Below are 22,132 nucleotides of genomic sequence, written 5' to 3'. Positions count from 1 at the left end.
GGGCACCTGCCGCGCAAGGAACCGCCGCGAAGAGACCGACCCTGAACGGCCTTATCCCGTCAAAGGCCTCATCCCGTGAAGAGCCCCATCGCCCCCACGCTCGCGAAGGCGTGGGCAGCTGACCGCGAGGAGGTCGGAAGCCTCCCGGAACGACGAAGGGGCCGGCAGCCCCCGAGGCCACCGGTCCCTGTGCGTCAGCTGTCCGGCGTCCCGGATCCGCGGTCTCCCGCCCCGCGGTCCGGGCCGCCCCGGCTCACTTCTTGCGGCGGCGGCTGCCGCCCTTCTGCTGCTGCTTGCGGCGCTCGGCGCGGGTCAGCCCGTCCGACTCGGAACGCGGCGGGGTGTCGGCGAAGTCGCCCTCGACGACACCGCCCTCACCGTCCACCGTGGGCGCGGAGAAGTGCAGGCGGTCCGGGCGCTGCGGGGCGTCCAGGCCCTTGGCGCGGATCTCCGGGCGGGCGCCCGCGGGGACGGCGTCCTGCTGGGCGGGCGCCGCGTCCTCGACCGGGACCTCCTCGACCTGCTGCTCGACCTGGACCTCCAGGTTGAACAGATAGCCGACGGACTCCTCCTTGATGCCGTCCATCATGGCGCCGAACATGTCGAAGCCCTCGCGCTGGTACTCGACCAGCGGGTCCTTCTGCGCCATCGCCCGCAGGCCGATGCCCTCCTGGAGGTAGTCCATCTCGTAGAGGTGCTCGCGCCACTTGCGGTCCAGCACGGAGAGCACCACGCGGCGCTCCAGCTCCCGCATGATCTCGGAGCCGAGCTGCTCCTCGCGGGCCTCGTACTGCGCGTGGATGTCGTCCTTGACGGACTCGGAGATGAACTCGGCGGTCAGGCCCGCGCGGTCGCCGGCCTCGTCCTCCAGCTCCTCGACGGTGACCTTCACCGGGTAGAGCTGCTTGAAGGCGCCCCACAGCCGGTCGACGTCCCACTCCTCGGCGAAGCCCTCGGCGGTCTCCGCCTGGATGTAGGCGTCGATGGTGTCGTCCATGAAGTGCTGCACCTGCTCGTGCAGGTCCTCGCCCTCCAGGACGCGGCGGCGCTCGCCGTAGATGACCTCGCGCTGCCGGTTGAGGACCTCGTCGTACTTGAGGACGTTCTTACGGGTCTCGAAGTTCTGCTGCTCGACCTGGGACTGGGCGGAGGCGATGGCGCGGGTGACCATCTTGTTCTCGATCGGGACGTCGTCGGGGACGTTCGCCATCGACATCACGCGCTCGACCATCTGGGCCTTGAACAGGCGCATCAGGTCGTCGCCGAGGGAGAGGTAGAACCGGGACTCGCCGGGGTCGCCCTGGCGGCCGCTGCGGCCGCGGAGCTGGTTGTCGATACGGCGCGACTCGTGCCGCTCGGTGCCGAGGACGTACAGCCCGCCGAGGTCGGTGACCTCCTCGAACTCCGCCTTCACCGACAGCTCGGCCCGCTCCAGGGCCGCGGGCAGCGCCGCCGCCCACTGCTCGGCGTGCTCCACCGGGTCCAGGCCCTGGCCGCGCAGCTCCGCCTCGGCGAGGTCGTCCGGGTTGCCGCCGAGCTTGATGTCGGTGCCTCGTCCGGCCATGTTGGTGGCGACGGTGACGGCGCCCTTGCGGCCCGCCTGGGCGACGATGGTCGCCTCCCGGTCGTGCTGCTTGGCGTTGAGGACCTCGTGTCGGATGCCGCGCTTGTTGAGCTGCTGGGAGAGGTACTCGGACTTCTCGACCGAGGTGGTGCCGACCAGGATCGGCTGGCCCTGGCCGTGCTTCTCGGCGATGTCGTCGACGACGGCGTCGAACTTGGCGACCTCGGTGCGGTAGATCAGGTCCGACTGGTCCATGCGGATCATCGGCTTGTTCGTCGGGATCGGCACGACGCCCAGCTTGTAGATCTGGTGGAACTCGGCGGCCTCGGTCATCGCCGTACCGGTCATGCCGGAGAGCTTGTCGTACAGGCGGAAGAAGTTCTGCAGGGTGATCGTGGCGAGGGTCTGGTTCTCGTCCTTGATGTCCACCCCTTCCTTCGCCTCGATCGCCTGGTGCATGCCCTCGTTGTAGCGGCGGCCCGCGAGGATACGGCCGGTGTGCTCGTCGACGATCATGACTTCGCCGTCCATGACGACGTAGTCCTTGTCCTTCTTGAACAGCTCCTTGGCCTTGATGGCGTTGTTCAGGTAGCCGACGAGCGGGGTGTTCACCGACTCGTAGAGGTTGTCGATGCCCAGCCAGTCCTCGACCTTGCCGACACCGGACTCGTGGATGGCGACGGTGCGCTTCTTCTCGTCGACCTCGTAGTCGCCGGTCTCCTCGATGCCCTTGAGCTGGTTGCCCGCCTCGCCCCGCTTCAGCCGGGTCACCAGCTTGGCGAAGTCGCCGTACCACTTGGTGGCCTGGTCGGCGGGGCCCGAGATGATCAGCGGCGTACGGGCCTCGTCGACGAGGATCGAGTCGACCTCGTCGACGATCGCGAAGTTGTGGCCGCGCTGGACGAGTTCCTCCTTCGACCAGGCCATGTTGTCGCGCAGGTAGTCGAAGCCGAACTCGTTGTTGGTGCCGTAGGTGATGTCGCAGCCGTACTGCTCGCGGCGCTGCGCCGGCGTCATGTTCGCCAGGATGCAACCGACGTCCAGGCCGAGGAACTTGTGGACCCGGCCCATCATCTCCGAGTCGCGCTCGGCCAGGTAGTCGTTGACCGTGATCAGGTGGACGCCCTTGCCGGACAGCGCGTTCAGATACGCGGGCAGGGTGCCCACCAGGGTCTTGCCCTCACCGGTCTTCATCTCGGCGACATAGCCGAGGTGCAGCGCGGCGCCGCCCATCATCTGCACGTCGTAGTGCCGCTGGCCGAGCACGCGCTTGGCGGCCTCGCGGACCGTGGCGAAGGCCTCCGGGAGCAGGTCGTCGAGGGTCTCGCCCGCCTCGTAGCGCTCCTTGTACTCGTCCGTGAGGGCGCGCAGCTCGGCGTCGGAGAGGCCCGTGAAGTCCTCTTCGATGGAGTTGACCTGGTCCGCGATGCGGTGCAGCTTGCGCAGGATCTTGCCTTCGCCTGCACGCATGATCTTCGAGAGGACGGACACGGGGGGTGTTCTCCTTGCCGGTCGGGCCTGGCACGGTCGATTTCACTTCGGGCAACGGCCATCGTATGCGAGGACCCCGCCACGCCGGGAGGTCTGCCGCGACGACGACAACTGCCCACGGTACTGAGCCAACGGACGGGCGTCCCGGAAGGTGCCCGGCCCGCACGGAAAGTCACCGGGCGCTCACCCGCAGCGGCGCGCGCCCCGCCCGCACGCGCCCGGTACGCGCCGGACGCGCCCGCCCGGCGACCGGATGCGCCCGCCCGGCGAAAAGCCTTGGCGCGCTCTTCGCACCACCCACACAATCGGCGCATGGAACCCGTCGCCCTCGCCACCGAACGCCTGCTGCTGCGCACCGTCGGTCCCGACGACACCCAGGCCGTCTACGAGGCCTGCCAGGACCCCGACATCCAGCACTGGACGACGATCCCCTCGCCCTATCTCCACGAGCACGCCGCGGGGTTCACCGGCCAGATGGTCCCCGACGGCTGGCACGACGCGTCCATGTTCACCTTCGGCGTCTTCCCGCGCGGCCGGGGCGCCGCCCACGGCCCGCTCGCCGCGATGCTCGGCCTGACCCGGCGCGGCCCCGGCACCGGCGAGGTCGGCTTCTGGGCCGCCCGGGAGCACCGCGGCAAGGGCTACGTCGTCGAGGCCACCCTCGCCGTCTGCCGCTGGGCCTGCACCGAGGCCGGGATCGACCGCATCGAGTGGCGCGCGGAGGTCGGCAACCACGGCTCCCGCGCCACCGCCCTGCGGGCCGGGTTCACCATGGAGGGCGTCCAGCGCGCGGGCATGGAGCACCGGGGCGCGCGCCGCGACTGCTGGGTGGGCTCCCTGCTGCCCGCCGACCTCGACCTGCCCGCCAACGCGCCCTACGTACCGGGCCCGGCCGCCTGAACCGGGCCCGCCGGAGCCCGGTCCCCGGGGCCGGACATCCCCGCCCGGGCGGGGATGTCAGTGCCGCGTTCTAGGGTGCGCTCATGACGACTGATCCCCGTCCGACGACAGAGCTGTCCGCCGACGAGGCCCGCCGCATAGCCCTGCGCGCGCAAGGGCTGCTCGGCGCCCCCGACCGCCGCGGCGGCGTGCGCGGCGTGCTCCGGCACCTCGGCGCGGTGCAGCTGGACACGATCTCCGTCCTCGCCCGCTCCCACGAACTCGTCCCCTACGCCCGGCTCGGCGCCGTCGGCCGCGGCCGCGTCGAGGAGGCGTACTGGGCACCGGCCACCGAGGGCGGCCCCCGGCCGCACGCCTTCGAGTACTGGTCGCACGCCGCCTGCATCCTGCCCGTCGAGGAGTGGCCGCACTTCGCCTTCCGCCGCCGCGCCTACCGCGCCCGCCCGCACTGGAACCACGAACTGCCCGACGGCGCCTACGAGCAGGTCATCAAGCAGCTGCGCGCCGAAGGCCCGCTCACCGCCACCGAGTTGGGCGGCGCCAAGCGCACCGGCGAGTGGTGGGACTGGTCCGCGGCCAAGGTCGCCGTCGAACGCGCCCTGATGTACGGAGAGGTGGTCTGCACCCGCCGCCACAGCTGGAAACGCGTCTACGACCTCGCCGAACGCGCCATCCCCGAGGCGCTGCTGCACGACGAGCTCGACGACCGGGAGTGCGTCCGCCGCCTGGTGCGCCTGGCCGGACGGTCCCTGGGCGTCGGCACCCGGGCCGATATCGCCGACTACCACCGGCTCAGGGGCGAACAGGTCGACGCGGTGCTCGCCGACTCCGGCCTCGTCCCGGTCACGGTGGCGGGCTGGGGACGCCCCGGCAGCGGTGCGCGCGGTGCCGGGCGCGGGCCCGCCGAGGCCTGGGCCGACCCGGAGGCGCTCGGCACCCCGGTCCGCGGCCGCCACCGTACGACCCTGCTCTCCCCCTTCGACTCCCTGGTCTGGGAACGCGCCCGCACCGAGCGGATCTTCGGCTTCACCCACCGCCTGGAGGCCTACGTCCCGCGGCCCAAGCGGATCCACGGCTACTTCGCGATGCCGGTGCTCTCCGGCGGCCGCCTCGTCGGCCGGGTGGACCCGGGGCGGGAGGGGAAGACCCTGGTCGCCAAGCAGATATCGCTGGCCGGACCCGCCGCGGTACCCGGCGTCGCCCAGGCACTGGTGGAGGCCGCGAGCTGGGTGGGCTGCACCGGCGTACGCGTCGAGCGGCTGGCCGAGGAGGAACTGCGGGCACCGCTGACGGCGGAGGTGGCGCGGCTGCTGGGCTGAGCGCAGGGGCGGAGGAGCGTCGGGCGGCGGGCGCTCGTCGCGCTCCGCTGCCGGGGAGCCCTCACGCCGGGGCGCGTCGGGCCGATGCGTGCTTCGGGGCCGGGAGTTGAGAGCAGGGTGCCGGGCGCCGGTTGGCGAACGCGCCCCGGCGGGCGCCCTGTTCAGCGCAGTCCAGCCCTGTTCAGCGGATCTCCAGGATCTTCTCCCGCATCGCGTAGACCACGGCCTCCATCCGGGAGTGCAGCTGCAGCTTCTCCAGGATGTTGCGTACGTGGTTCTTCACCGTGTTCTCGCTGATGAACAACTCCTTGGCGATGTCACGGTTGTTCATGCCGGTCGCGACCAGCTTGAGCACCTCGATCTCACGGTCGGTGAGCTTGGGCGCGGGCACCAGACGGCGCTCGTCGGTGCGCTGGATCATCGACTTGAACTCGGTGAGCAGCTTGGAGGCCATGGAGGGACTGATCTGGGACTGCCCGTCGGCGACCGCGCGGATCGCCGTGGCCACCTCGTCGGTGGAGATCTCCTTGAGCAGATAGCCCGTGGCCCCGGCCTTGATCGCCTCGTAGAGGTCGGCCTCCTCGTCGCTTATCGTCAGCATGATGATCTTCGCGCTGGGGGCCACCTCCTTGATGGAGGTGCAGGCCTCGATGCCGCCGCGCTTGGGCATCCGGACGTCCATCAGCACGATGTCGGGCAGCAGATCGGCCGCCTTGTCCACCGCCTCGGCGCCGTCCCCGGCCTCCCCCACCACGAGGATGTCCTCCTCGGCCTGGAGCACGATCTCCAGCCCCCGCCGGAAGAGCGCGTGATCGTCGACGACGAGGACCCGGATCGGCTCCTGCCCCGGTGCACCGCCCCGCGGGCCCATGCCGACGGCGCCGAGGCCGGCACCCTGCTCACGCATCGGTCCGAAGCTGTCCGCCATCGTTCCTCCCCCTGAAGGCCATGGCCCTGTCTTCCAGCGCTGCCGGGTCGAAGGCGCCAACCCGGGGCGGCAGCACCCCGGTTGGCCTGCCGGTCATGATTCCATGCCCGGCAGGCGAAACGGTGACGTCGCGAGAGCCCCGCGGGAGCACACCGGCGCCCCCGGGGCGCCAATGCGCACCCGGGGGCGCCGAAACGTGGTGGTCACCTTCTTCGCGTCAAGCGCCGATCACACCACCGGCCGCGGACATCGAGGCGTCCGCCGCGTCCGAAGTGGCCGTCACCATCTGGTCCGTGGTGAGGTGGATGACGCCGTAGTCGTAGGCGTGACGCCGGTAGACGACGCTCGGCTCCTTCGTCTCCGAGTCGACGAAGAGGTAGAAGTCGTGCCCGACGAGCTCCATCTCGTAGAGCGCCTGGTCCAGCGTCATCGGGGCGGCGATGTGGGTCTTCTCGCGGACCACGAGGGGGCCGTCGCCCTTCACTTCCAGCGAGCCCATCCGCTTGGTGGGGACGCCGTCGTCGGACTCCGGCTCGTCCTTTGCGAGGGTGCCGTCGGTGTTGAGGTGCGCCGCGTCCGGGACGTGGTCGGCAACCTCAGCCGCTGAAAGCCTGCCCGAGCCGCGGCGGGTGCGCCGCTTGTCGTGCTGCCTGCGCAGTCGCGCCTCGAGCTTCTCGGTCGCAAGGTCGAGCGCTGCGTACGGGTCGCTGGCAGCCGCCTCCGCCCGGATCACCGGACCCCGCGAGCGGAGCGTGATCTCCACACGCTCGCAGTGGTCGTGCTGGCGGGGGTTCGGCTCCTTGGACACCTCCACGTCGAGGCTGATCACCTTGGCGTCGAGCTTCTGGATCTTCTCCAGCTTCAGCTTCTCGGCCACGTGCTTGCGGAACCGCTCGGGTACTTCGGTCTTGCGGCCTTTGACGACGATGTCCACGCAGAACTCCGTTCCCGGATAGCTCCGCTACGGCGGCGGAGCATCTCCCTTTCGCACCAGGCCCCGGTGCTCCCGGAGCCTCGGACTCGGTGACTTCCACCTCCTCCTCCCCCGCGGGCAAGATCTCCACCCCACCGGACCGGGTGATTGCGAGAATCGCCGATTCCGTCGATTCACTCGGCTACCCGCGGCAGCGGTCAGGCATTCGGTTGTGTGAGGGGCAGGCCGAGATCCGCCTTGCGGCTCCGGATCCGGTACCTCCGTCACTCCTCACAACCGAACATATCTCGCCCGGAGGAAGTCGTCACCCTCTACCGGTACCTACCTCCGTTCGGGTGTCACCAGTCTCTCTCCACCTGCAACGATGCAGGTTTTCGATCAGTTCCTGTTTACTTCGAAAGCCTCAGCAGGAGCGGCGATCACCGCCGCTGAGATCCTCCTTACCCCGGCATCCGCGGACAATGCGCGTGCGGCTTCGGCCAACGAAGAACCCGTGGTCAGAAGATCGTCCACAATGATCACGCGGGCCCCCGGACCGAACAGCCGGACCGCTCTCGCATTCACTTCCAGCGCCCCTTTCAGATTCGCCTTCCGCTGCCGGGAGTTGAGCCCCGACTGATCGGCGACCGCCCGCCGCTGCCGCAGTACGGGCACCACCCGCGCGGGCACCCCCGAGCCCCGCAGCACACGCGCGGCAGCCAGCGCGACACGGCGCGTGGGGTCGTGGCCCCGGGCGCGGGTGGAGCGGGGGGTGGAGGGGAGGGGGACGAGGAGGGTGGGGGCCCCTCCCCCCTCCCCTCCCCCACCCCCCGCGCCACCCCGTGCCACCCCTGCCGCCCCCGCCAGGGCCGTGCCCAGCGGTGCGGCCAGCCCGAGTGCCCCGCGCTCCTTGTGCGCGAGGAGCACGGCGCGTACCGCGTCCTGGTACGGCGCGGCGGCATGCACCACCGGCAGCCCGCCCGGCGCCGGATCGGGCCGCACCCGGCGCGCCCGCCGCCCGTGCAGCGCCGCCCGGCACCGCCCGCACAGCTCCGCGCGCGGTTCGCCGCACCCGGCGCAGTCGGCCGGGAACACCAGGTCGGCGAGGTCCTGCCAGAGCCGTCGCATGGCTCTACTGTGGGGGGAGGGGCGGGAGCGCGAAAGGCCTGTGGAAAACTCCCGCGGTCGCCGCGTCCGCCACCGGTGCCCGGGGAGTGAACCCCCCTCGGGGCATTGACGCCTGTCCACAGGCAGCACGGCACGCCGCATCCCCCCACCCACCGCTCACGGCACCCCTCCTCTACGACAGCACCCCTCCTCTACGAGGTGGGGTCGGCCCACAGGCCGGTGCTGTGGGCCCCGATGAGGGCGCTGATACGGGTCAGTACGTCACCGACCGGCCGCGGGTCGAGTCGGCGTCCGTCACGCAAGCGCAGTGCGACGCGATCGTCAGCGGCCTCCTTGGCACCGATGACGGCTTGGTACGGAACCAGGCGGGCCTCTCGGATACGGGCGCCCAGGCTTCCCCGGTCCGGTCCCGCGATCTGGGCACGCAGTCCGAGAAGGGCGCAACGGTGGGCGAGGGCTGCGGCGTCCGGCAGTTCGGTGCCGGAGATCGGGAGGATCACCAGCTGAGTGGGGGCGAGCCAGGCGGGGAAAGCACCGCCGTGCTGTTCGATGAGGTGAGCGACGGCTCGTTCCACGCTGCCGATGATGCTGCGGTGCACCATGACCGGGCGGTGCCTGGCGCCGTCCGCGCCGATGTAGTGCAGGTCGAACTGCTCGGGCTGGTGGAAGTCGACCTGGACGGTGGACAGGGTGGACTCCCGGCCGGCACCGTCGGTGACCTGGACATCGATCTTGGGGCCGTAGAACGCGGCCTCCCCCTCGGCCGCCTCGTAGGGCAGGCCGGAGCGGTCGAGGACGCCGGTCAGCAGAGCGGTGGACCGCTGCCACTTCTCGGGTGCGGCGACGTACTTGCCGCCGGGGCCCGGGAGGGAGAGCCGGTAGCGGGTCGGGGTGATGCCGAGCGCCTCGTATGCCCGGCCGATCATCTCCAGGGCCGCCTGTGCCTCCTGGGCGACCTGGTCCAGGGTGCAGAAGATGTGCGCGTCGTTGAGCTGGATGGCCCGCACGCGGGTCAGCCCGCCGAGCACGCCCGAGAGTTCGGAGCGGTACATGCCGCCCAGTTCGGCCATCCGCAGGGGCAGTTCGCGGTAGCTGTGGGAGCGGGAGCGGTAGATCACCGCGTGATGGGGGCACAGGCTCGGCCGCAGGACGACCTGCTCTCCGCCGAGGTCCATCGGGGGGAACATGTCGTCGCTGTAGTGCGCCCAGTGCCCCGACAGCTCGTACAGCTCCCGCTTGCCGAGCACCGGTGAGTACACGTGCTGGTAGCCCGCCCGCCGCTCGGCGGCACGGATGTACTCCTCCAGGGTGTGCCGCACGGCCGCGCCGTCGGGCAGCCAGTACGGCAGGCCCGCGCCGATCAGCGGATCGGTGTCGAACAGGCCCAGTTCACGGCCGAGCTTGCGGTGGTCGTGCACGGTGGTCATCGCGGTCTCCTCGCTGGGTGCGGAGCGAGTGACCGGCCTACGACGAAGCCCCGGGGCACTCGCCCCGGGGCTTCGGATCGGATCGTCTGTCAGCGCGCCGGGACACTCTCCGGCGTCGTCGTCATGGCAGCGCGCTTCATGTCGCAGACGGTAGCAGGATGCACCGCGGTCCACGCGGTCATTCCTCCTCACCTCCCCGCCCCGACCGGCGCTACCCCGGATAGACCGGGGCCGTCCCCTCGCCCACCACGGTCTGCCAGGGGGCGCCCGGCGGCAGGCGGACGATGCCGTCGTCGGAGTGGGCGATCAGCGGGAGGCGTTCGTCCTCGGCGGCGGCGATCTCCTCGGCTCCGGTCAGGCCGGGCAGGACGCCGCCGGCCGGGGCGGAGCCGTCGCACTGCACGTACCGGATCTGCTGGACGCCGCCCTCCTCGCGCCCGACCACCACGAGCCTGCTGCCGCCGGCCCAGGACATCGCGGTGACCTCCTCCATCTGCGGGGCGACGGTGCGGAGTTGGTGCACGCTGATGCGGGCGGGGCCGTTCTCGCCGGGGGTGCGCTGGATGCGGCCGACCCGCAGGGACTTCTTGCCCTCGTCCGCGACGAGGAGGGCGATGCGCACCCCGTCGGCCGCCACCCGTACGGCCTGGATGCGGCCCTTGCCGAGTCCGGCGACGGTGACCGGACTCGGCGTGCCCCCACCGTCCTCGAGGAGGTACAGCTGCGGGTCCAGCGGGTCGCGGTCCGCCACCCACAGATCGCCCCGGCCGTCCCAGCTCGGCGCGGTGAGCCGGTTGTCCTCCGCCTTGGCGCTGCTGCTGATCACCGGCTCGCCCAGTTCGGCGCCCTGGACCAGTGAACCGACGTACAGGGAACGCCCGTCGAGGGAGACCCCCGCGGCCTTGTCCTCCTCGCGGGAGACGGCGGCAGCACGCAGCTTGCGCCCGCCCTCGCCGAAGGCGCCGGGTACGGGCTCGGCCTTGTGGCCGGTGGAGGTGCCGAAGAGCCGGACGAGGCGGCGCTGCCCGTCCAGGAAGTACTGGTAGCGGGCCTGCCCCGCGGTGCGGTGCGGGGCCGCGGCCTCGGCGTCGTCCTCGCGCAGCGGGGGGCAGAGCTGGCGGCCGTCGGAGCGCAGGAGCTTGACCTCCTCGATCCCCGCGGGCGTCAGGTCCTCCAGTGTGTACAGGATCTGCGTCGCCATCAGCTTGCAGCGGCGCAGGTCGACCCGGTCCGCCTGCCGGGTCAGCGGGACGGTGAGGGTGTTCTGGTCGTCCGGGGCGAGTCCCTTGGTGCCCGCGGCGAGCCGGGTGCCCTTGGGGAAGAGCGAGGTGACGGCCGGGTCCAGCCACTCGGTGGGCCCTTCGAGCAGCGAGCGCACGGTCTGCGTGATCGGGTCTATTCGCTCCCGTACGTAGACGGGGTCGGCGACGACATCGCCCTGGCCGCCGTCGCTGGGCACCGTATCGGCCGCGTAGTAGTACTTGCTGACGGAGCGGTAGATGCGCTGGAAGTCGGACTCGCCGAGGACGACTCCGCTCGGCGGCCGGTCTATTCGCCACTCGGGGCCGCCCTCCACGTCCGGGTCCATGGACAGGTGCACGGGCTCGGAGTAGGTGGACTTGCGGGGCGTGTAGGCGCGCCGGCCGTCGACCTCGGCGACCTCGCGGCCGGTGAGCAGCCAGTTCCGGCCCGGCTGGCCGTCCTGGGCCGAGCCCCGGTCGGTGGCCTCGGTGCCGGGCCCGTCGGCGAGCACCGTGGTGGAGCTCTCGGGGTGCCAGTTCCGCGAGGCCTCGCGGGTGAGGTATTTGCGCGCCATCTCGAACTGCGGGTCGTCGCTGGTCAGGGCCTCCAGGAAGCCCTGGATGATCTCGTCGGGCGTGGCGTCCTTCGGCGGCGGCATCGCGAAGACGCGGACCTGGGCGTCGGGGCGCTGCGAGGGTTCGACGCCCCGTACGTCGCCGGTGTCGGGCATGGAGGCGCAGCCCGCGAGGAGGGCGCCGGAGCAGCCGAGCACCAGGGCGGTGCGCAGCGGGCGGGCGGCGCGGCGCCGGGAGCGGTCATCGGCCACGTCGGGTCTCCTCGTCGGCGCCCCGGTTGCCGCGGCTGTCGCGGTCCCCGGGGGCGCCGGTCGGGGCGGGCTTGCTGGGGCGGGGAGGGGCGGTGGAGGTGGACTCGGTGGTGGGCGCGGCCGGGTCGGGGGTCACCGGTTCCGGCTGCGCGGGCGCGTCCGCGGGCGGTGCCGGGCGCCCTTTCGTCCCCGTAGAGGCCGTCTCCTCCCCCGTGACGACCGCCGTCGAGCCCGTACCCGAGCCCCCGACCGGGGTCAGCGAGCGGGCGAGCGGGGAGACGGGGTGGCCCTGCGCCTCGCGCGTCACCGTGACGGGGCTGCGCTCGGGGACCGTCACGGCGCGTTCCGCACCGCCGGGGGGCAGGCCGGCCTTCCGCAGGTCGCGGTTGTGGCGGGAGTCGTCGGGTTCCAGGGGGATCGGGGAGCCCCGCAGCGGCTCGTCGGCCGTACGCGGCAGGGTGAGCCGGAACTGCGAGCCGCCGCCCGGTTCGCCCCAGGCCTGGAGCCAGCCGCCGTGCAGCCGGGCGTCCTCCAGGGCGATGGACAGCCCGAGGCCGGTGCCGCCGGTGGTGCGGGCGCGGGCCGGGTCGGCGCGCCAGAAGCGGCTGAAGACGCGGCTCGCCTCGCCCGGTTTGAGGCCCACGCCGTAGTCGCGCACCGCGACCGCGACGGCGCCGCCCGCCGCGGCGAGGCGCACCACGACGTCCTTGCCCTCGCCGTGCTCGACGGCGTTGACGACGAGGTTGCGCAGCACCCGTTCGACGCGCCGCCCGTCGGCCTCGGCGACCACCGGCTGCCGGTCCCCGAGGATCCGTACCCGGGTGCCCTTGCGGTCCGCGAGCGGCTGGGCGCCGCCGACCACGCGCCGTACGACCTCCCTGAGGTCTATCGGCTCCGCCTCCAGGGCGGCCGCGCCCGCGTCGAAGCGGCTGATCTCCAGGAGGTCGGCGAGCAGCGACTCGAAGCGGTCGAGCTGGTCGGCGAGGAGTTCCGCGGAGCGGGCGGTGATCGGGTCGAAGTCCTCGCGGGCCTCGTGGATGACGTCGGCGGCCATCCGTACCGTGGTCAGCGGGGTGCGCAGTTCGTGCGAGACGTCGGAGACGAAGCGGCGCTGCATCCGGGAGAGGTCCTCCAGCTGCTGGATCTTGAGCTGGAGGTTCTGCGCCATCTTGTTGAAGGCCTCGCCGAGGCGGGCGATGTCGTCCTCGCCGGTGACCTTCATCCGCTCCTGCAGGCGCCCCGCGGAGAGCCGTTCGGCGATGCCCGCGGCCATCCGTACGGGGGTGACGACCTGGCGCACCACGAGCCAGGCGATGGCGCCGAGCAGCACCACCACGAAGAGCCCGGCGGTGGCCAGGGTGCCCTTGACCAGGCTGAGCGACTTCTCCTCCTGGGTGAGCGGGAAGAGGTAGTACAGCTGGTAGGGCTCGCTGTCGGGGCCGTTGAGCTGCTTGCCGATGACCAGTCCGGGCTGGGATGCCTGGCCGTCCCCGTAGACGATGCGGGTGTAGCTCTGGAAGGTCGTGCCGCGGCGGACGTTGTCGCGCAGCTCCTCGGGGACGCTGTTGATGGGGTCGACGCCGCCGGAGGCGCGCGGGCCGCGGACGCTGCCGGTGTCGCCCTCGGCGGTGGGGCTGAGGGTGACGACGTCGAAGGCGCTCTGGCCGCCGCTGGACAGCTGCTCGACGAGGTCGTTCATCCAGACCGCCGGGTTCTGGCCGGGCTGCCCGTCGGGGTCCGCGCCCTCGGGCGCCTGGCCGGAGCCGGCCGAGTCGGCGCGGTCCTTCGCGGCGCGGAATCCACCGTCCGCCTGGCCCTGGGAGGCCTTCACCTTGGCGTCGAGGAGGCCGTTGCGGACCTGCCCGATGACGACGAAGCCGAGCAGCAGCACCACGCCCAGCGACATCAGCAGGGTGGTGGCGACGACCTTCAGCTGGATGTTGCGCCGCCACAGCCGCAGCGCGGGCAGCAGCGGACGCCGCACCCACCGCGTGAACAGCCGCAGTACGGGGCTGCCCTGCACCCCGCCCTGCAGCATCAGACCGGTGTCCAGGAACCGCCCGAGCGAGGGCGCCGCGGCCTTGATCCTCTTCCTGGCCTTGGCGGACCGGCCGGTGCGGGCTGCCGCCGGGCCCTTGGGGGGTGTGCCGGGGGCGGGCGTCTCGGGGTGCGCGCCGGGGGCGTGCGGCTCGGGGGCGGGTGCGTCGGTGTGCGCGCCGGAGGGCGCCGGGCCGGTGGCGCCCCCGGGGCCGGGCGCGGGGGGTGCGGGTGGCCCGGGTGCGACGGGGTGGTCGGGATGCCCCCGGCCGACAGCCCGCTCGGCGTGGGCGCCCGACGCCCCGCCCGCCGCAGCGGCACTGTCGTCCGGGTTCATCTCAGCTCGGTCCCGCCTTGTATCCGACGCCGCGGACCGTCACCACGATCTCGGGCCGCTCGGGGTCCTTCTCGACCTTGGAGCGCAGCCGCTGTACGTGCACGTTGACCAGCCGGGTGTCGGCCGCGTGCCGGTAGCCCCACACCTGCTCCAGCAGGACCTCCCGGGTGAACACCTGCCACGGCTTGCGGGCGAGCGCGACCAGCAGGTCGAACTCCAGCGGGGTGAGCGCGATCGACTGCCCGTCCCGCTTCACCGAGTGACCGGCCACGTCGATGACGAGGTCACCGATGGTCAGCTGCTCGGGGGCGGGCTCCTCGGAGCGCCGCAGCCGCGCACGGATGCGGGCCACCAGCTCCTTGGGCTTGAACGGCTTCACGATGTAGTCGTCGGCCCCGGACTCCAGGCCGACCACCACGTCCACGGTGTCGCTCTTGGCGGTGAGCATCACGATCGGCACCCCGGACTCGGCCCGGATCAGCCTGCAGACCTCGATGCCGTCCCGGCCGGGAAGCATCAGGTCGAGCAGGACCAGATCGGGCTTGGTCTCCCGGAATGCCGCCAGCGCCTTGTCGCCGTCCGCGACGAAAGACGGCTCGAAACCCTCACCACGCAGCACAATGCCGAGCATCTCGGCCAGTGCGGTGTCGTCGTCGACGACAAGGACTCGTCCCTTCATGAATGACATCATCCCATTAGCGAATCGTTACCCGTCATGACCTGCCACACAGCTCGCTCAGCGCTTCGGCCGTCACCGGCGACACCACACCTTCCTCCGTGACGATCGCCGTGACCAGCTCGGGAGGCGTCACATCGAAGGCGGGGTTGTACGCCTGGGTCCCCAGCGGTGCCACGCTCATCCCGCCCCCGGGGCCGCCCGCGCCACCCGCACTCGGCGATGTGACCTCTGTCACTTCATGGGCGGCACGCTGTTCCACCTCGATCGAGGCGCCGTCCGGGGTGTCCGGGTCGATCGTGGTCACCGGCGCCACCACCAGGAAGGGCACATGGTGGTAGCGGGCGAGCACCGCGAGCGGGTAGGTGCCCACCTTGTTGGCGACCGAGCCGTCGGCGGCGATCCGGTCCGCGCCCACGAGCACCGCGTCCACCTCGCCCGCCGAGAAGAGCGAACCCGCCGCGTTGTCCGTGAGCAGGGTGTACGCCATACCGGCCCGCGCGGCCTCCCAGGCGGTCAGCCGCGCCCCCTGCAGCAGCGGCCGGGTCTCGTCCACCCACAGCCTGCGCAGCTGCCCCCGGTCGTGGGCGGCCCGCGCGAGGGCGAAGGCGGTGCCGCGCCCGCCGGAGACCAGCGCGCCCGTATTGCAGTGGGTGAGCAGCCGGTGCCCGCCCCCGGGCAGCAGCTCGCCGAGGAGGGCCAGGCCGTGGGCGGCCATCCGGTCGCTGGCCTGCGCGTCCTCCCGGTGCAGTGCCCGCGCGGCGGCCAGCGCCGCGACGGCCGCGGCCAGGGCCACCTGGTCCGCGGTGCCCGCGGAGTCCTCCGCGTCCGGTCCCGTCGAGGCCGCCACGGAGGCCGCCCCCGCCAGCGCCCGGTGGTAGGCACCCTGCGCCCTGCGCACCCCCCGGGCCAGGTTGACGGCGGTGGGCCGGGCGGCGGCCAGCGCCTCCGCGGCCTCGTCGACGTCGAAGCCGCGGGCGGCGGCCAGTGCCACCCCGTACGCCCCGGCGATGCCGAGGACCGGTGCCCCGCGGACCACCAGGGTGCGGATCGCCTCCACCAGGGAGGGGGGATCCGTGCAGACGTACTCGGCCTCCTCGGCCGGGAGCCGGGTCTGGTCGAGCAGGACGAGGACGGGGCCCTCCGGGGGCTCCTCCCAGCGGATCGTGGGAATGCCGTCGGCCGGTGCGTCCACCTGTGCGCGCGCTTCGTGATCTGCCATCCGCACAGTGTGCCCGCCCCCGGGGCCACTGTTGAAGGCGCACTGCCCCGGCAGCACCCGGTCCGCCCGCCGACGCCCCATGGCACGATGGGCGCCAAGCTGCCGCCGCGACCGCGGACGGGCACCGAGAAGGAGCGACGATGAACGACTCTCCGGGCTGGGCCTCGCCCGGATCCTCCCCCTCCGACGGGCAGCAGCCCGGCGCCCCCGGCCAGGAGGCGGCGGGCGGCCAAGGCGATCCCTCCTCGAACCCGGGCGGTCCCTCCTCGAAGTGGTCCGGCAACCAGCCCCCTCCCGCCCAGTGGACGGCCCCCGGCGGCGGACAGCCGGGGCAGGGCCCGCCCCCGCAGCAGCAGCCCGGCTGGGGACAGCCAGGCGGCGGCCCCGGACCCTCGGGCCCGCAGGGCGGCGGCTGGGGCGGCGGACCCGCAGGCGGCGGTCCCGGCCGGGGCGGACCCGGCTGGGGAGGCTTCGGCGGCTGGGGAGGCCCCCCGCCCGCGGCCAAGCCCGGAGTGATCCCGCTGCGCCCGCTCGGCGTGGGCGAGATCCTCGACGGCGCGGTCTCCACGATGCGCAAGCACTGGCGCACCGTCCTCGGCATCTCGCTGACCGTCGCCGTCGTCACCCAGGTCGCCGTGGTCCTCCTGCAGGGCCTCTACCTCAACGGCATGACGGACACCTCCGCCCTGGAGGACGAGACCGCGAGCCTCGACGAGGTCACCGACGCCATGGGCGACGCCCTGCTCGGTTCCGGCATCGTCCTGCTGATCTCCCTGATCGGCACCATCGTCGCGACCGCGCTGCTGACCACCGTCACCAGCCGCGCCGTGATCGGCAGGCCGGTCAGCACCGCCGAGGCGTGGCGGGACGCCCGGCCGCAGATGGTGCGCCTGCTCGGCCTGACCCTGCTGCTGCCGCTGATCGCCCTGGCCGTCATCACCCTGGCCTGCCTGCCCGCCCTGCTCGTCGCACTCGGCTCGGACGGCTCCGACGCCGCGGTCGGCCTGCTCGTCCTCGGCCTGCTCGCCGGCGCCGCCGTCGCGATCTGGCTGACCGTGCGCTTCTCCCTCGCCTCGCCCGCGCTGATGCTGGAGAAGCAGGGCATCGGCCAGGCCATGCGGCGCTCCACGAAACTCGTCCAGGGCTCCTGGTGGCGGGTGTTCGGCATCCAGGTGCTCGGCGCGATCATCGCCAACGTGCTCTCGTCGATCATCGTCATCCCCTTCACCCTCATCGCGGGCGCGGTGGGCGAGGGCAGCCTCGACACCTTCCTCGACAACAGCTCCTCCGACATGGGCTGGACCTTCCTGATCATCCAGGGCGTCGGCGCGGTCATCGGCTCCATGCTGAGCTTCCCCGTCGCCGCGGGCGTGACCGTGCTCCTCTACATCGACCAGCGCATCCGCCGGGAAGCCCTCGACCTCGAACTGGGCCGCGCCGCGGGCGTCCAGGGCTACGCCACCGGGAGCTGAGCCGGTGAGGGCGACGGGGGACCTGTTCGGCACGGTGCCGCGCGCGGCGTCCGGCGAGGAGCCGCCGGTCGTCATCACCCGCGAGGACGCGCGGGAGGCCGCCCGCCGCGAGCTGACCGAGGGCCGGTACCACGACCAGGAACCGAGCCTCTTCCAGCGCGCCCTCGACCGCTTCTGGGACTGGCTGGACCAGCTGCTGAACTCCGCCTCCGGCGCCACCCCCGGCGGCGGACTCGGCCTGACCGTCATCGTCCTCGCCGTCCTCGCCCTCGCCGCCCTGCTGTGGTGGCGGCTCGGCGCCCCCCGCCGCGCCCCCTCGGCGGACAAGGGCGCCGCACTCTTCGAGGACCGCCCCCGCACCGCCGCCGAACACCGCGACCGGGCCGAGGCACACGCCGCCCAGGGCCACTGGAACCAGGCCGTCCAGGAACGCATGCGCGCCCTGGTGCGCGCCCTGGAGGAACGCGCCCTCCTCGACCCGCGCCCCGGCCGCACCGCCGACGAGGCCGCCGCCGAGGCCGGCCGCCCACTGCCCGCCCACGCCGAACGCCTGCACACCGCGGCCCGCGTCTTCGACGGCATCGCGTACGGCGGCCGCCGCGCCACCCCCGCCGCATACGAGGAACTCACCGCCCTCGACCGCGAACTGGAGCGCGCCAAGCCCGACCTCGCCGCCTCCGCCGGGGCCGGCACCGGCTCCTGGGAGGCGATCCGGTGACCACCGGCGCACCACCGGCCGCCCCCGCACCGGCCGCCCCGACCTCGCTGGCGCCCACCGCCCGCGGGCTGTGGCGCGGCGGCCGCGGACCCCTGCTCGCGCTCGCCCTGCTGCTGCTCGCCGCCGCCGTCATCGCCCTCGTACGCTCCGGGTCCGAGCACGGGCGCCTCGACCCGCGCGCCGCCGACCCGCACGGCAGCCGCGCCGTCGCCGAACTCCTCGCCGAACGCGGGGTGTCCACCCGCGTCGTCACCACCACCGCCGAGGCCGAGGCCGCCACCGGCGCGGACACCACCCTCCTGGTGGCCCGCCCCGAACTGCTCACCACGGGCCAGCAGCGGCGCCTCGGCCAGCTCGGCTCCCGCGGCCGCACCGTCCTGCTCGCCCCCGGGCCCGGCGCGACCCGGCGGCTGGCCCCCGGCACCACCGCCGCCGCGACCCCGAGTCTCAACTCGCTGCTCCCGCCCGGCTGTTCGCTGCCCGAGGCTCGCCGCGCGGGCACCGCCGAGGTGGGCGGCGTCCGCTACACCACCACCGCGCCCGGCGCCCGGTCCTGCTACCGGGACGCCGGATCCGCCTCCCTGCTGCGGATCCCCGCCCAGGACTCCCCCGGCGACACCGTGCTGCTCGGCTCGCCCGACATCCTCTTCAACGAACGCCTCGACGCCCACGGCAACGCCTCCCTCGCGCTCCAACTCCTCGGCTCCCGGCCCCATCTGGTCTGGTACCTCCCCTCGCTCTCCGACTCCGCCGCCACCGACGGCGAGGAACGCGGCTTCTTCGACCTGATCCCCTCCGGCTGGCTCTGGGGCACCCTCCAACTCACCCTCGCCGCCGTCCTCGCCGCCTTCTGGCGGGCCCGCCGCTTCGGCCCGCTGGTCCCCGAACGCCTCCCCGTCGCCGTACGCGCCTCCGAGACCGCCGAAGGCCGCGCCCGCCTCTACCACCGCACCCGGGCCCGCGACCGTGCCGCCGCGGCCCTCCGCTCCGCCTCCCGCCTGCGCCTCGCCCCCCTGCTCGGCGTCTCCCCCGCCCAGGCGCACGCGCCCGAGACCCTGCTGCCCGCCCTGGCCGCCCGGCTCCCCGAGCCCGGCCGGGACCCGCTCACCCTGCTCTTCGGGCCGCCCCCGCACGACGACGCGGCCCTCATCCAGCTCGCCGATCAACTCGACGCCCTCGAAAGAGAGGTACGCGTTTCATGATGGACCCGACCACTGACAACGCCGGCGATCCGGGCGGCCCCCGCGCCTCCCTGGAACTCCTGCGCACCGAGATCGGCAAGGCCGTGGTCGGCCAGGACCCCGCCGTCACCGGCCTCGTCGTGGCCCTGCTGTGCCGCGGCCACGTCCTGCTCGAAGGAGTCCCCGGCGTCGCCAAGACCCTCCTCGTACGGGCCCTCGCCTCCGCCCTCGCACTCGACTCCAAGCGGGTCCAGTTCACCCCCGACCTGATGCCGGCCGACATCACCGGCTCCCTGGTCTACGACGCGCGCACCGCCGAGTTCTCCTTCCAGCCCGGGCCCGTCTTCACCCACCTCCTGCTCGCCGACGAGATCAACCGCACCCCGCCGAAGACGCAGTCCTCCCTGCTCGAAGCCATGGAGGAACGCCAGGTCACCGTCGACGGCACCGCCCGCCCGCTGCCCGAGCCCTTCCTCGTCGCCGCCACCCAGAACCCCGTCGAGTACGAGGGCACCTACCCGCTGCCCGAGGCCCAGCTCGACCGCTTCCTGCTGAAGCTGACGATCCCGCTGCCCTCCCGCGAGGACGAGATCGACGTCCTCACCCGGCACGCCTCCGGCTTCGACCCCCGCGACCTCGCCGCCGCCGGAGTGCGCCCCGTCGCCACCGCCGCGGACCTCGAAGCCGCCCGCACCGCCGTCGCGAAGACCACCGTCTCCCCCGACATCGCCGGATACGTCGTGGACCTCTGCCGCAGCACCCGCGAATCGCCCTCGCTCACCCTCGGCGTCTCCCCCCGCGGCGCGACCGCGCTCCTGTCGACCGCCCGCGCCTGGGCCTGGCTCACCGGCCGCGACTACGTCATCCCCGACGACGTGAAGGCCCTCGCCCTGCCGACCCTGCGCCACCGCGTCCAGCTGCGCCCCGAGGCCGAGATGGAAGGCGTCACCGCCGACTCCGTCATCAACGCGATCCTCGCCCACGTACCCGTCCCCCGCTGACCGAGGACACATGGCACCCACCGGACGCGCCGCGCTCCTCGCGGCCCTCGGCTCCCTCCCGGTCGGCCTGCTCGCCCCGGGCTGGACCGGCATCCTCGCCGTCGACGGCGCCGTCGCCCTGGCCTGCGCCTGCGACTTCGCCCTCGCCGCCCCCGTACGCCGCCTCGGCCTCAGCCTCACCGGCGACACCTCCGTACGGCTCGGCGAACCCGCCGAGGTCACCCTCACCGTCACCAACACCTCGCGCCGCCCGCTGCGCGGCCGGGTACGCGACGCCTGGCCGCCGAGCAGCTGGCGCCCCGGCACCGAACAGGACGCCTCCCGGCACACCCTCACCGTCCCGCCCGGCGAACGCCGCCGCCTCACCACCCGGCTGCGCCCCACCCGCCGCGGCGACCGCACCGCCGACCGCGTCACCGTCCGCTCCTACGGTCCCCTCGGCCTGTACGCCCGCCAGGGCAGCCACCGGGTCCCCTGGACCGTCCGCGTCCTGCCGCCGTTCACCAGCCGCAAGCACCTGCCGTCCAAACTGGCCCGGCTGCGCGAACTCGACGGCCGCACCAGCCTGCTCACCCGCGGCGAGGGAACCGAGTTCGACAGCCTGCGCGAGTACGTGCCCGGCGACGACACCCGCTCCATCGACTGGCGCGCCACCGCCCGGCAGTCCACCGTCGCCGTCCGCACCTGGCGTCCGGAACGCGACCGGCACCTCCTGCTCGTCCTCGACACCGGCCGCACCTCCGCGGGCCGGGTCGGCGACGCGCCCCGGCTCGACGCCGCCATGGACGCGGCCCTCCTTCTCGCCGCGCTCGCCTCCCGCGCCGGAGACCGCGTGGACCTGCTCGCCTACGACCGCCGGGTACGGGCCCTGGTCCAGGGCAAGGCCTCCGGCGAACTGCTGCCGGCCCTGGTCGACGCCATGGCCCCGCTCGAACCGGAACTGGTGGAAACGGACTCCCGGGGACTCTCCGCCGCCGCACTGCGCTCCGCGCCCCGCCGCTCCCTCATCGTGCTGTTCACCGGCCTGGAGAGCGCTCCCCTGGAAGAAGGCCTCTTCCCCGTCCTCTCCACCCTCACCGACCGCCACACCGTCCTCGTCGCCTCGGTCGCGGACCCGCACATCGCCGCCATGACCGCCTCACGCGGCAGTACGGAAGCGGTGTACAGCGCGGCCGCCGGGGCCCAGGCGGAGGCGGAACGCCACCGCGTCGCCGCCCGTCTCACCCGCCACGGCGTCCATGTGGTCGATGCCCTCCCGGACGAATTGGCCCCCGCCCTCGCCGACACGTACTTGGCCCTGAAAGCCGCCGGAAAGCTCTGAAAGGGGGTCCGGTAAGGGGAGCGAGAATTACCCCTGGGATACCTCCGGAAATGAGAAAAGCCCCCATACCGGTTCTCCCGGTACAGGGGCTCTTCTCTACATTTAGTTCGGCGGCGTCCTACTCTCCCACAGGGTCCCCCCTGCAGTACCATCGGCGCTGTAAGGCTTAGCTTCCGGGTTCGGAATGTAACCGGGCGTTTCCCTCACGCTATGACCACCGAAACACTATGAAACACACAACCGAAGCCACACCACCACCCAATCCGGGTGTGGGGCAGCGGTTGTTCGTGGTTTCAGAACCAACACAGTGGACGCGAGCAACTGAGGACAAGCCCTCGGCCTATTAGTACCGGTCAACTCCACCCCTCACAGGGCTTCCATATCCGGCCTATCAACCCAGTCGTCTCCTGGGAGCCTTACCCTCTCAAA

At 72.8% G+C, this 22,132-nt stretch carries 16 protein-coding genes and 2 rRNA genes; 7 read left to right on the top strand and 11 right to left on the bottom strand.

The features are described 5' to 3' along the window. Positions 1-253: 253 nt before the first annotated feature. A complete protein-coding gene (secA, locus tag HFV08_RS00090; protein WP_168534655.1) occupies positions 254-3,055 on the bottom strand; it encodes a preprotein translocase subunit SecA in 2,802 nt (933 codons plus the stop codon). A 312-nt stretch (positions 3,056-3,367) separates the two neighbouring features. Here secA and HFV08_RS00085 point away from each other — a divergent pair, with 312 nt between their 5' ends. Beyond that, a complete protein-coding gene (locus HFV08_RS00085; RefSeq protein WP_168534654.1) occupies positions 3,368-3,955 on the top strand; it encodes a GNAT family N-acetyltransferase in 588 nt (195 codons plus the stop codon). 83 nt (positions 3,956-4,038) lie between these two features. Further along, positions 4,039-5,274: a winged helix-turn-helix domain-containing protein gene (locus HFV08_RS00080; RefSeq protein WP_168534653.1), complete on the top strand. Its 1,236-nt coding sequence runs from the start codon at positions 4,039-4,041 to the stop codon at positions 5,272-5,274. Between the two features lie 181 nt (positions 5,275-5,455). Here the strand turns inward: HFV08_RS00080 and HFV08_RS00075 are convergent, their stop codons facing one another. The 8 genes from HFV08_RS00075 to mtnA form a co-directional block, all read right to left on the bottom strand. Further along, positions 5,456-6,202 (bottom strand): response regulator, encoded by a 747-nt coding sequence (locus HFV08_RS00075; RefSeq protein ID WP_168534652.1) that lies wholly within the window; start codon positions 6,200-6,202, stop codon positions 5,456-5,458. A 217-nt stretch (positions 6,203-6,419) separates the two neighbouring features. Beyond that, on the bottom strand, positions 6,420-7,136 hold the full coding sequence (gene hpf, locus HFV08_RS00070) for a ribosome hibernation-promoting factor, HPF/YfiA family (protein WP_168534651.1): 717 nt from the start codon (positions 7,134-7,136) through the stop codon (positions 6,420-6,422). A gap of 378 nt (positions 7,137-7,514) precedes the next feature. After that, positions 7,515-8,243, bottom strand: a complete 729-nt coding sequence (locus tag HFV08_RS00065) for a ComF family protein (RefSeq protein WP_168534650.1) — start codon at positions 8,241-8,243, stop codon at positions 7,515-7,517. Positions 8,244-8,434: 191 nt separating this feature from the next. Next, positions 8,435-9,661, bottom strand: a complete 1,227-nt coding sequence (gene thrS, locus HFV08_RS00060; protein WP_168535569.1) for a threonine--tRNA ligase — start codon at positions 9,659-9,661, stop codon at positions 8,435-8,437. 220 nt (positions 9,662-9,881) lie between these two features. Continuing rightward, positions 9,882-11,738 (bottom strand): LpqB family beta-propeller domain-containing protein, encoded by a 1,857-nt coding sequence (locus HFV08_RS00055; RefSeq protein WP_376770536.1) that lies wholly within the window; start codon positions 11,736-11,738, stop codon positions 9,882-9,884. Beyond that, a complete protein-coding gene (gene mtrB / locus HFV08_RS00050) occupies positions 11,728-13,776 on the bottom strand; it encodes an MtrAB system histidine kinase MtrB (RefSeq protein ID WP_281373245.1) in 2,049 nt (682 codons plus the stop codon). The genes HFV08_RS00055 and mtrB overlap by 11 nt, the downstream gene beginning before the upstream one ends. A 337-nt stretch (positions 13,777-14,113) precedes the next feature. Then, positions 14,114-14,803 carry a two-component system response regulator MtrA gene (gene mtrA, locus HFV08_RS00045; protein ID WP_191870552.1) on the bottom strand — a complete coding sequence of 230 codons (690 nt, stop codon included), beginning with the start codon at positions 14,801-14,803 and terminating at the stop codon, positions 14,114-14,116. A gap of 22 nt (positions 14,804-14,825) precedes the next feature. Next, a complete protein-coding gene (gene mtnA, locus HFV08_RS00040; protein WP_168534649.1) occupies positions 14,826-16,010 on the bottom strand; it encodes an S-methyl-5-thioribose-1-phosphate isomerase in 1,185 nt (394 codons plus the stop codon). Between the two features lie 140 nt (positions 16,011-16,150). Between mtnA and HFV08_RS00035 the strand changes: the two genes are divergently transcribed. Genes HFV08_RS00035 through HFV08_RS00015 form a run of 5 tightly spaced genes read left to right on the top strand, consistent with a single transcriptional unit; the run spans position 16,151 to position 21,703 of the window. Then, positions 16,151-17,482, top strand: a complete 1,332-nt coding sequence (locus tag HFV08_RS00035) for a DUF7847 domain-containing protein (RefSeq protein ID WP_168534648.1) — start codon at positions 16,151-16,153, stop codon at positions 17,480-17,482. A 4-nt stretch (positions 17,483-17,486) separates the two neighbouring features. Further along, entirely contained in the window at positions 17,487-18,200 is a 714-nt protein-coding gene (locus HFV08_RS00030) for a DUF4129 domain-containing protein (protein WP_168534647.1), read from the top strand. Next, positions 18,197-19,402, top strand: coding sequence for a DUF4350 domain-containing protein (locus tag HFV08_RS00025; protein ID WP_168534646.1), 1,206 nt, complete (start codon positions 18,197-18,199; stop codon positions 19,400-19,402). Before HFV08_RS00030 ends, HFV08_RS00025 begins: the two co-directional genes overlap by 4 nt. After that, a complete protein-coding gene (locus HFV08_RS00020) occupies positions 19,399-20,382 on the top strand; it encodes an AAA family ATPase (protein ID WP_168534645.1) in 984 nt (327 codons plus the stop codon). Before HFV08_RS00025 ends, HFV08_RS00020 begins: the two co-directional genes overlap by 4 nt. Before the next feature lie 10 nt (positions 20,383-20,392). Beyond that, positions 20,393-21,703, top strand: coding sequence for a DUF58 domain-containing protein (locus tag HFV08_RS00015; protein WP_168534644.1), 1,311 nt, complete (start codon positions 20,393-20,395; stop codon positions 21,701-21,703). Positions 21,704-21,808: 105 nt separating this feature from the next. Here HFV08_RS00015 and rrf read toward each other — a convergent pair. Next, positions 21,809-21,925 (bottom strand): 5S ribosomal RNA (rrf, locus tag HFV08_RS00010). A 101-nt stretch (positions 21,926-22,026) separates the two neighbouring features. Next, positions 22,027-22,132 (bottom strand): 23S ribosomal RNA (locus HFV08_RS00005); the annotation flags it as partial.

Origin of the sequence: Streptomyces physcomitrii, from assembly GCF_012273655.1 — a bacterium.
Taxonomy (GTDB): Bacteria; Actinomycetota; Actinomycetes; order Streptomycetales; family Streptomycetaceae; genus Streptomyces; species Streptomyces physcomitrii.
Note: the sequence above shows the minus strand (reverse complement) of the source record. Positions and strands in the feature narration are given on the sequence as shown.

Excerpts from the sequence above, each read along its gene's own strand:
- HFV08_RS00085 (WP_168534654.1), top strand. The coding sequence starts at position 3,368 with ATGGAACCCGTCGCCCTCGCCACCGAACGCCTGCTGCTGCGCACCGTC.
- HFV08_RS00080 (WP_168534653.1), top strand. The coding sequence starts at position 4,039 with ATGACGACTGATCCCCGTCCGACGACAGAGCTGTCCGCCGACGAGGCC.
- HFV08_RS00075 (WP_168534652.1), bottom strand. The coding sequence starts at position 6,202 with ATGGCGGACAGCTTCGGACCGATGCGTGAGCAGGGTGCCGGCCTCGGC.
- HFV08_RS00065 (WP_168534650.1), bottom strand. The coding sequence starts at position 8,243 with ATGCGACGGCTCTGGCAGGACCTCGCCGACCTGGTGTTCCCGGCCGAC.
- mtrB (WP_281373245.1), bottom strand. The coding sequence starts at position 13,776 with ATGCTGCAGGGCGGGGTGCAGGGCAGCCCCGTACTGCGGCTGTTCACG.
- mtrA (WP_191870552.1), bottom strand. The coding sequence starts at position 14,803 with ATGATGTCATTCATGAAGGGACGAGTCCTTGTCGTCGACGACGACACC.
- mtnA (WP_168534649.1), bottom strand. The coding sequence starts at position 16,010 with ATGGCAGATCACGAAGCGCGCGCACAGGTGGACGCACCGGCCGACGGC.
- HFV08_RS00035 (WP_168534648.1), top strand. The coding sequence starts at position 16,151 with ATGAACGACTCTCCGGGCTGGGCCTCGCCCGGATCCTCCCCCTCCGAC.
- HFV08_RS00020 (WP_168534645.1), top strand. The coding sequence starts at position 19,399 with ATGATGGACCCGACCACTGACAACGCCGGCGATCCGGGCGGCCCCCGC.
- HFV08_RS00015 (WP_168534644.1), top strand. The coding sequence starts at position 20,393 with ATGGCACCCACCGGACGCGCCGCGCTCCTCGCGGCCCTCGGCTCCCTC.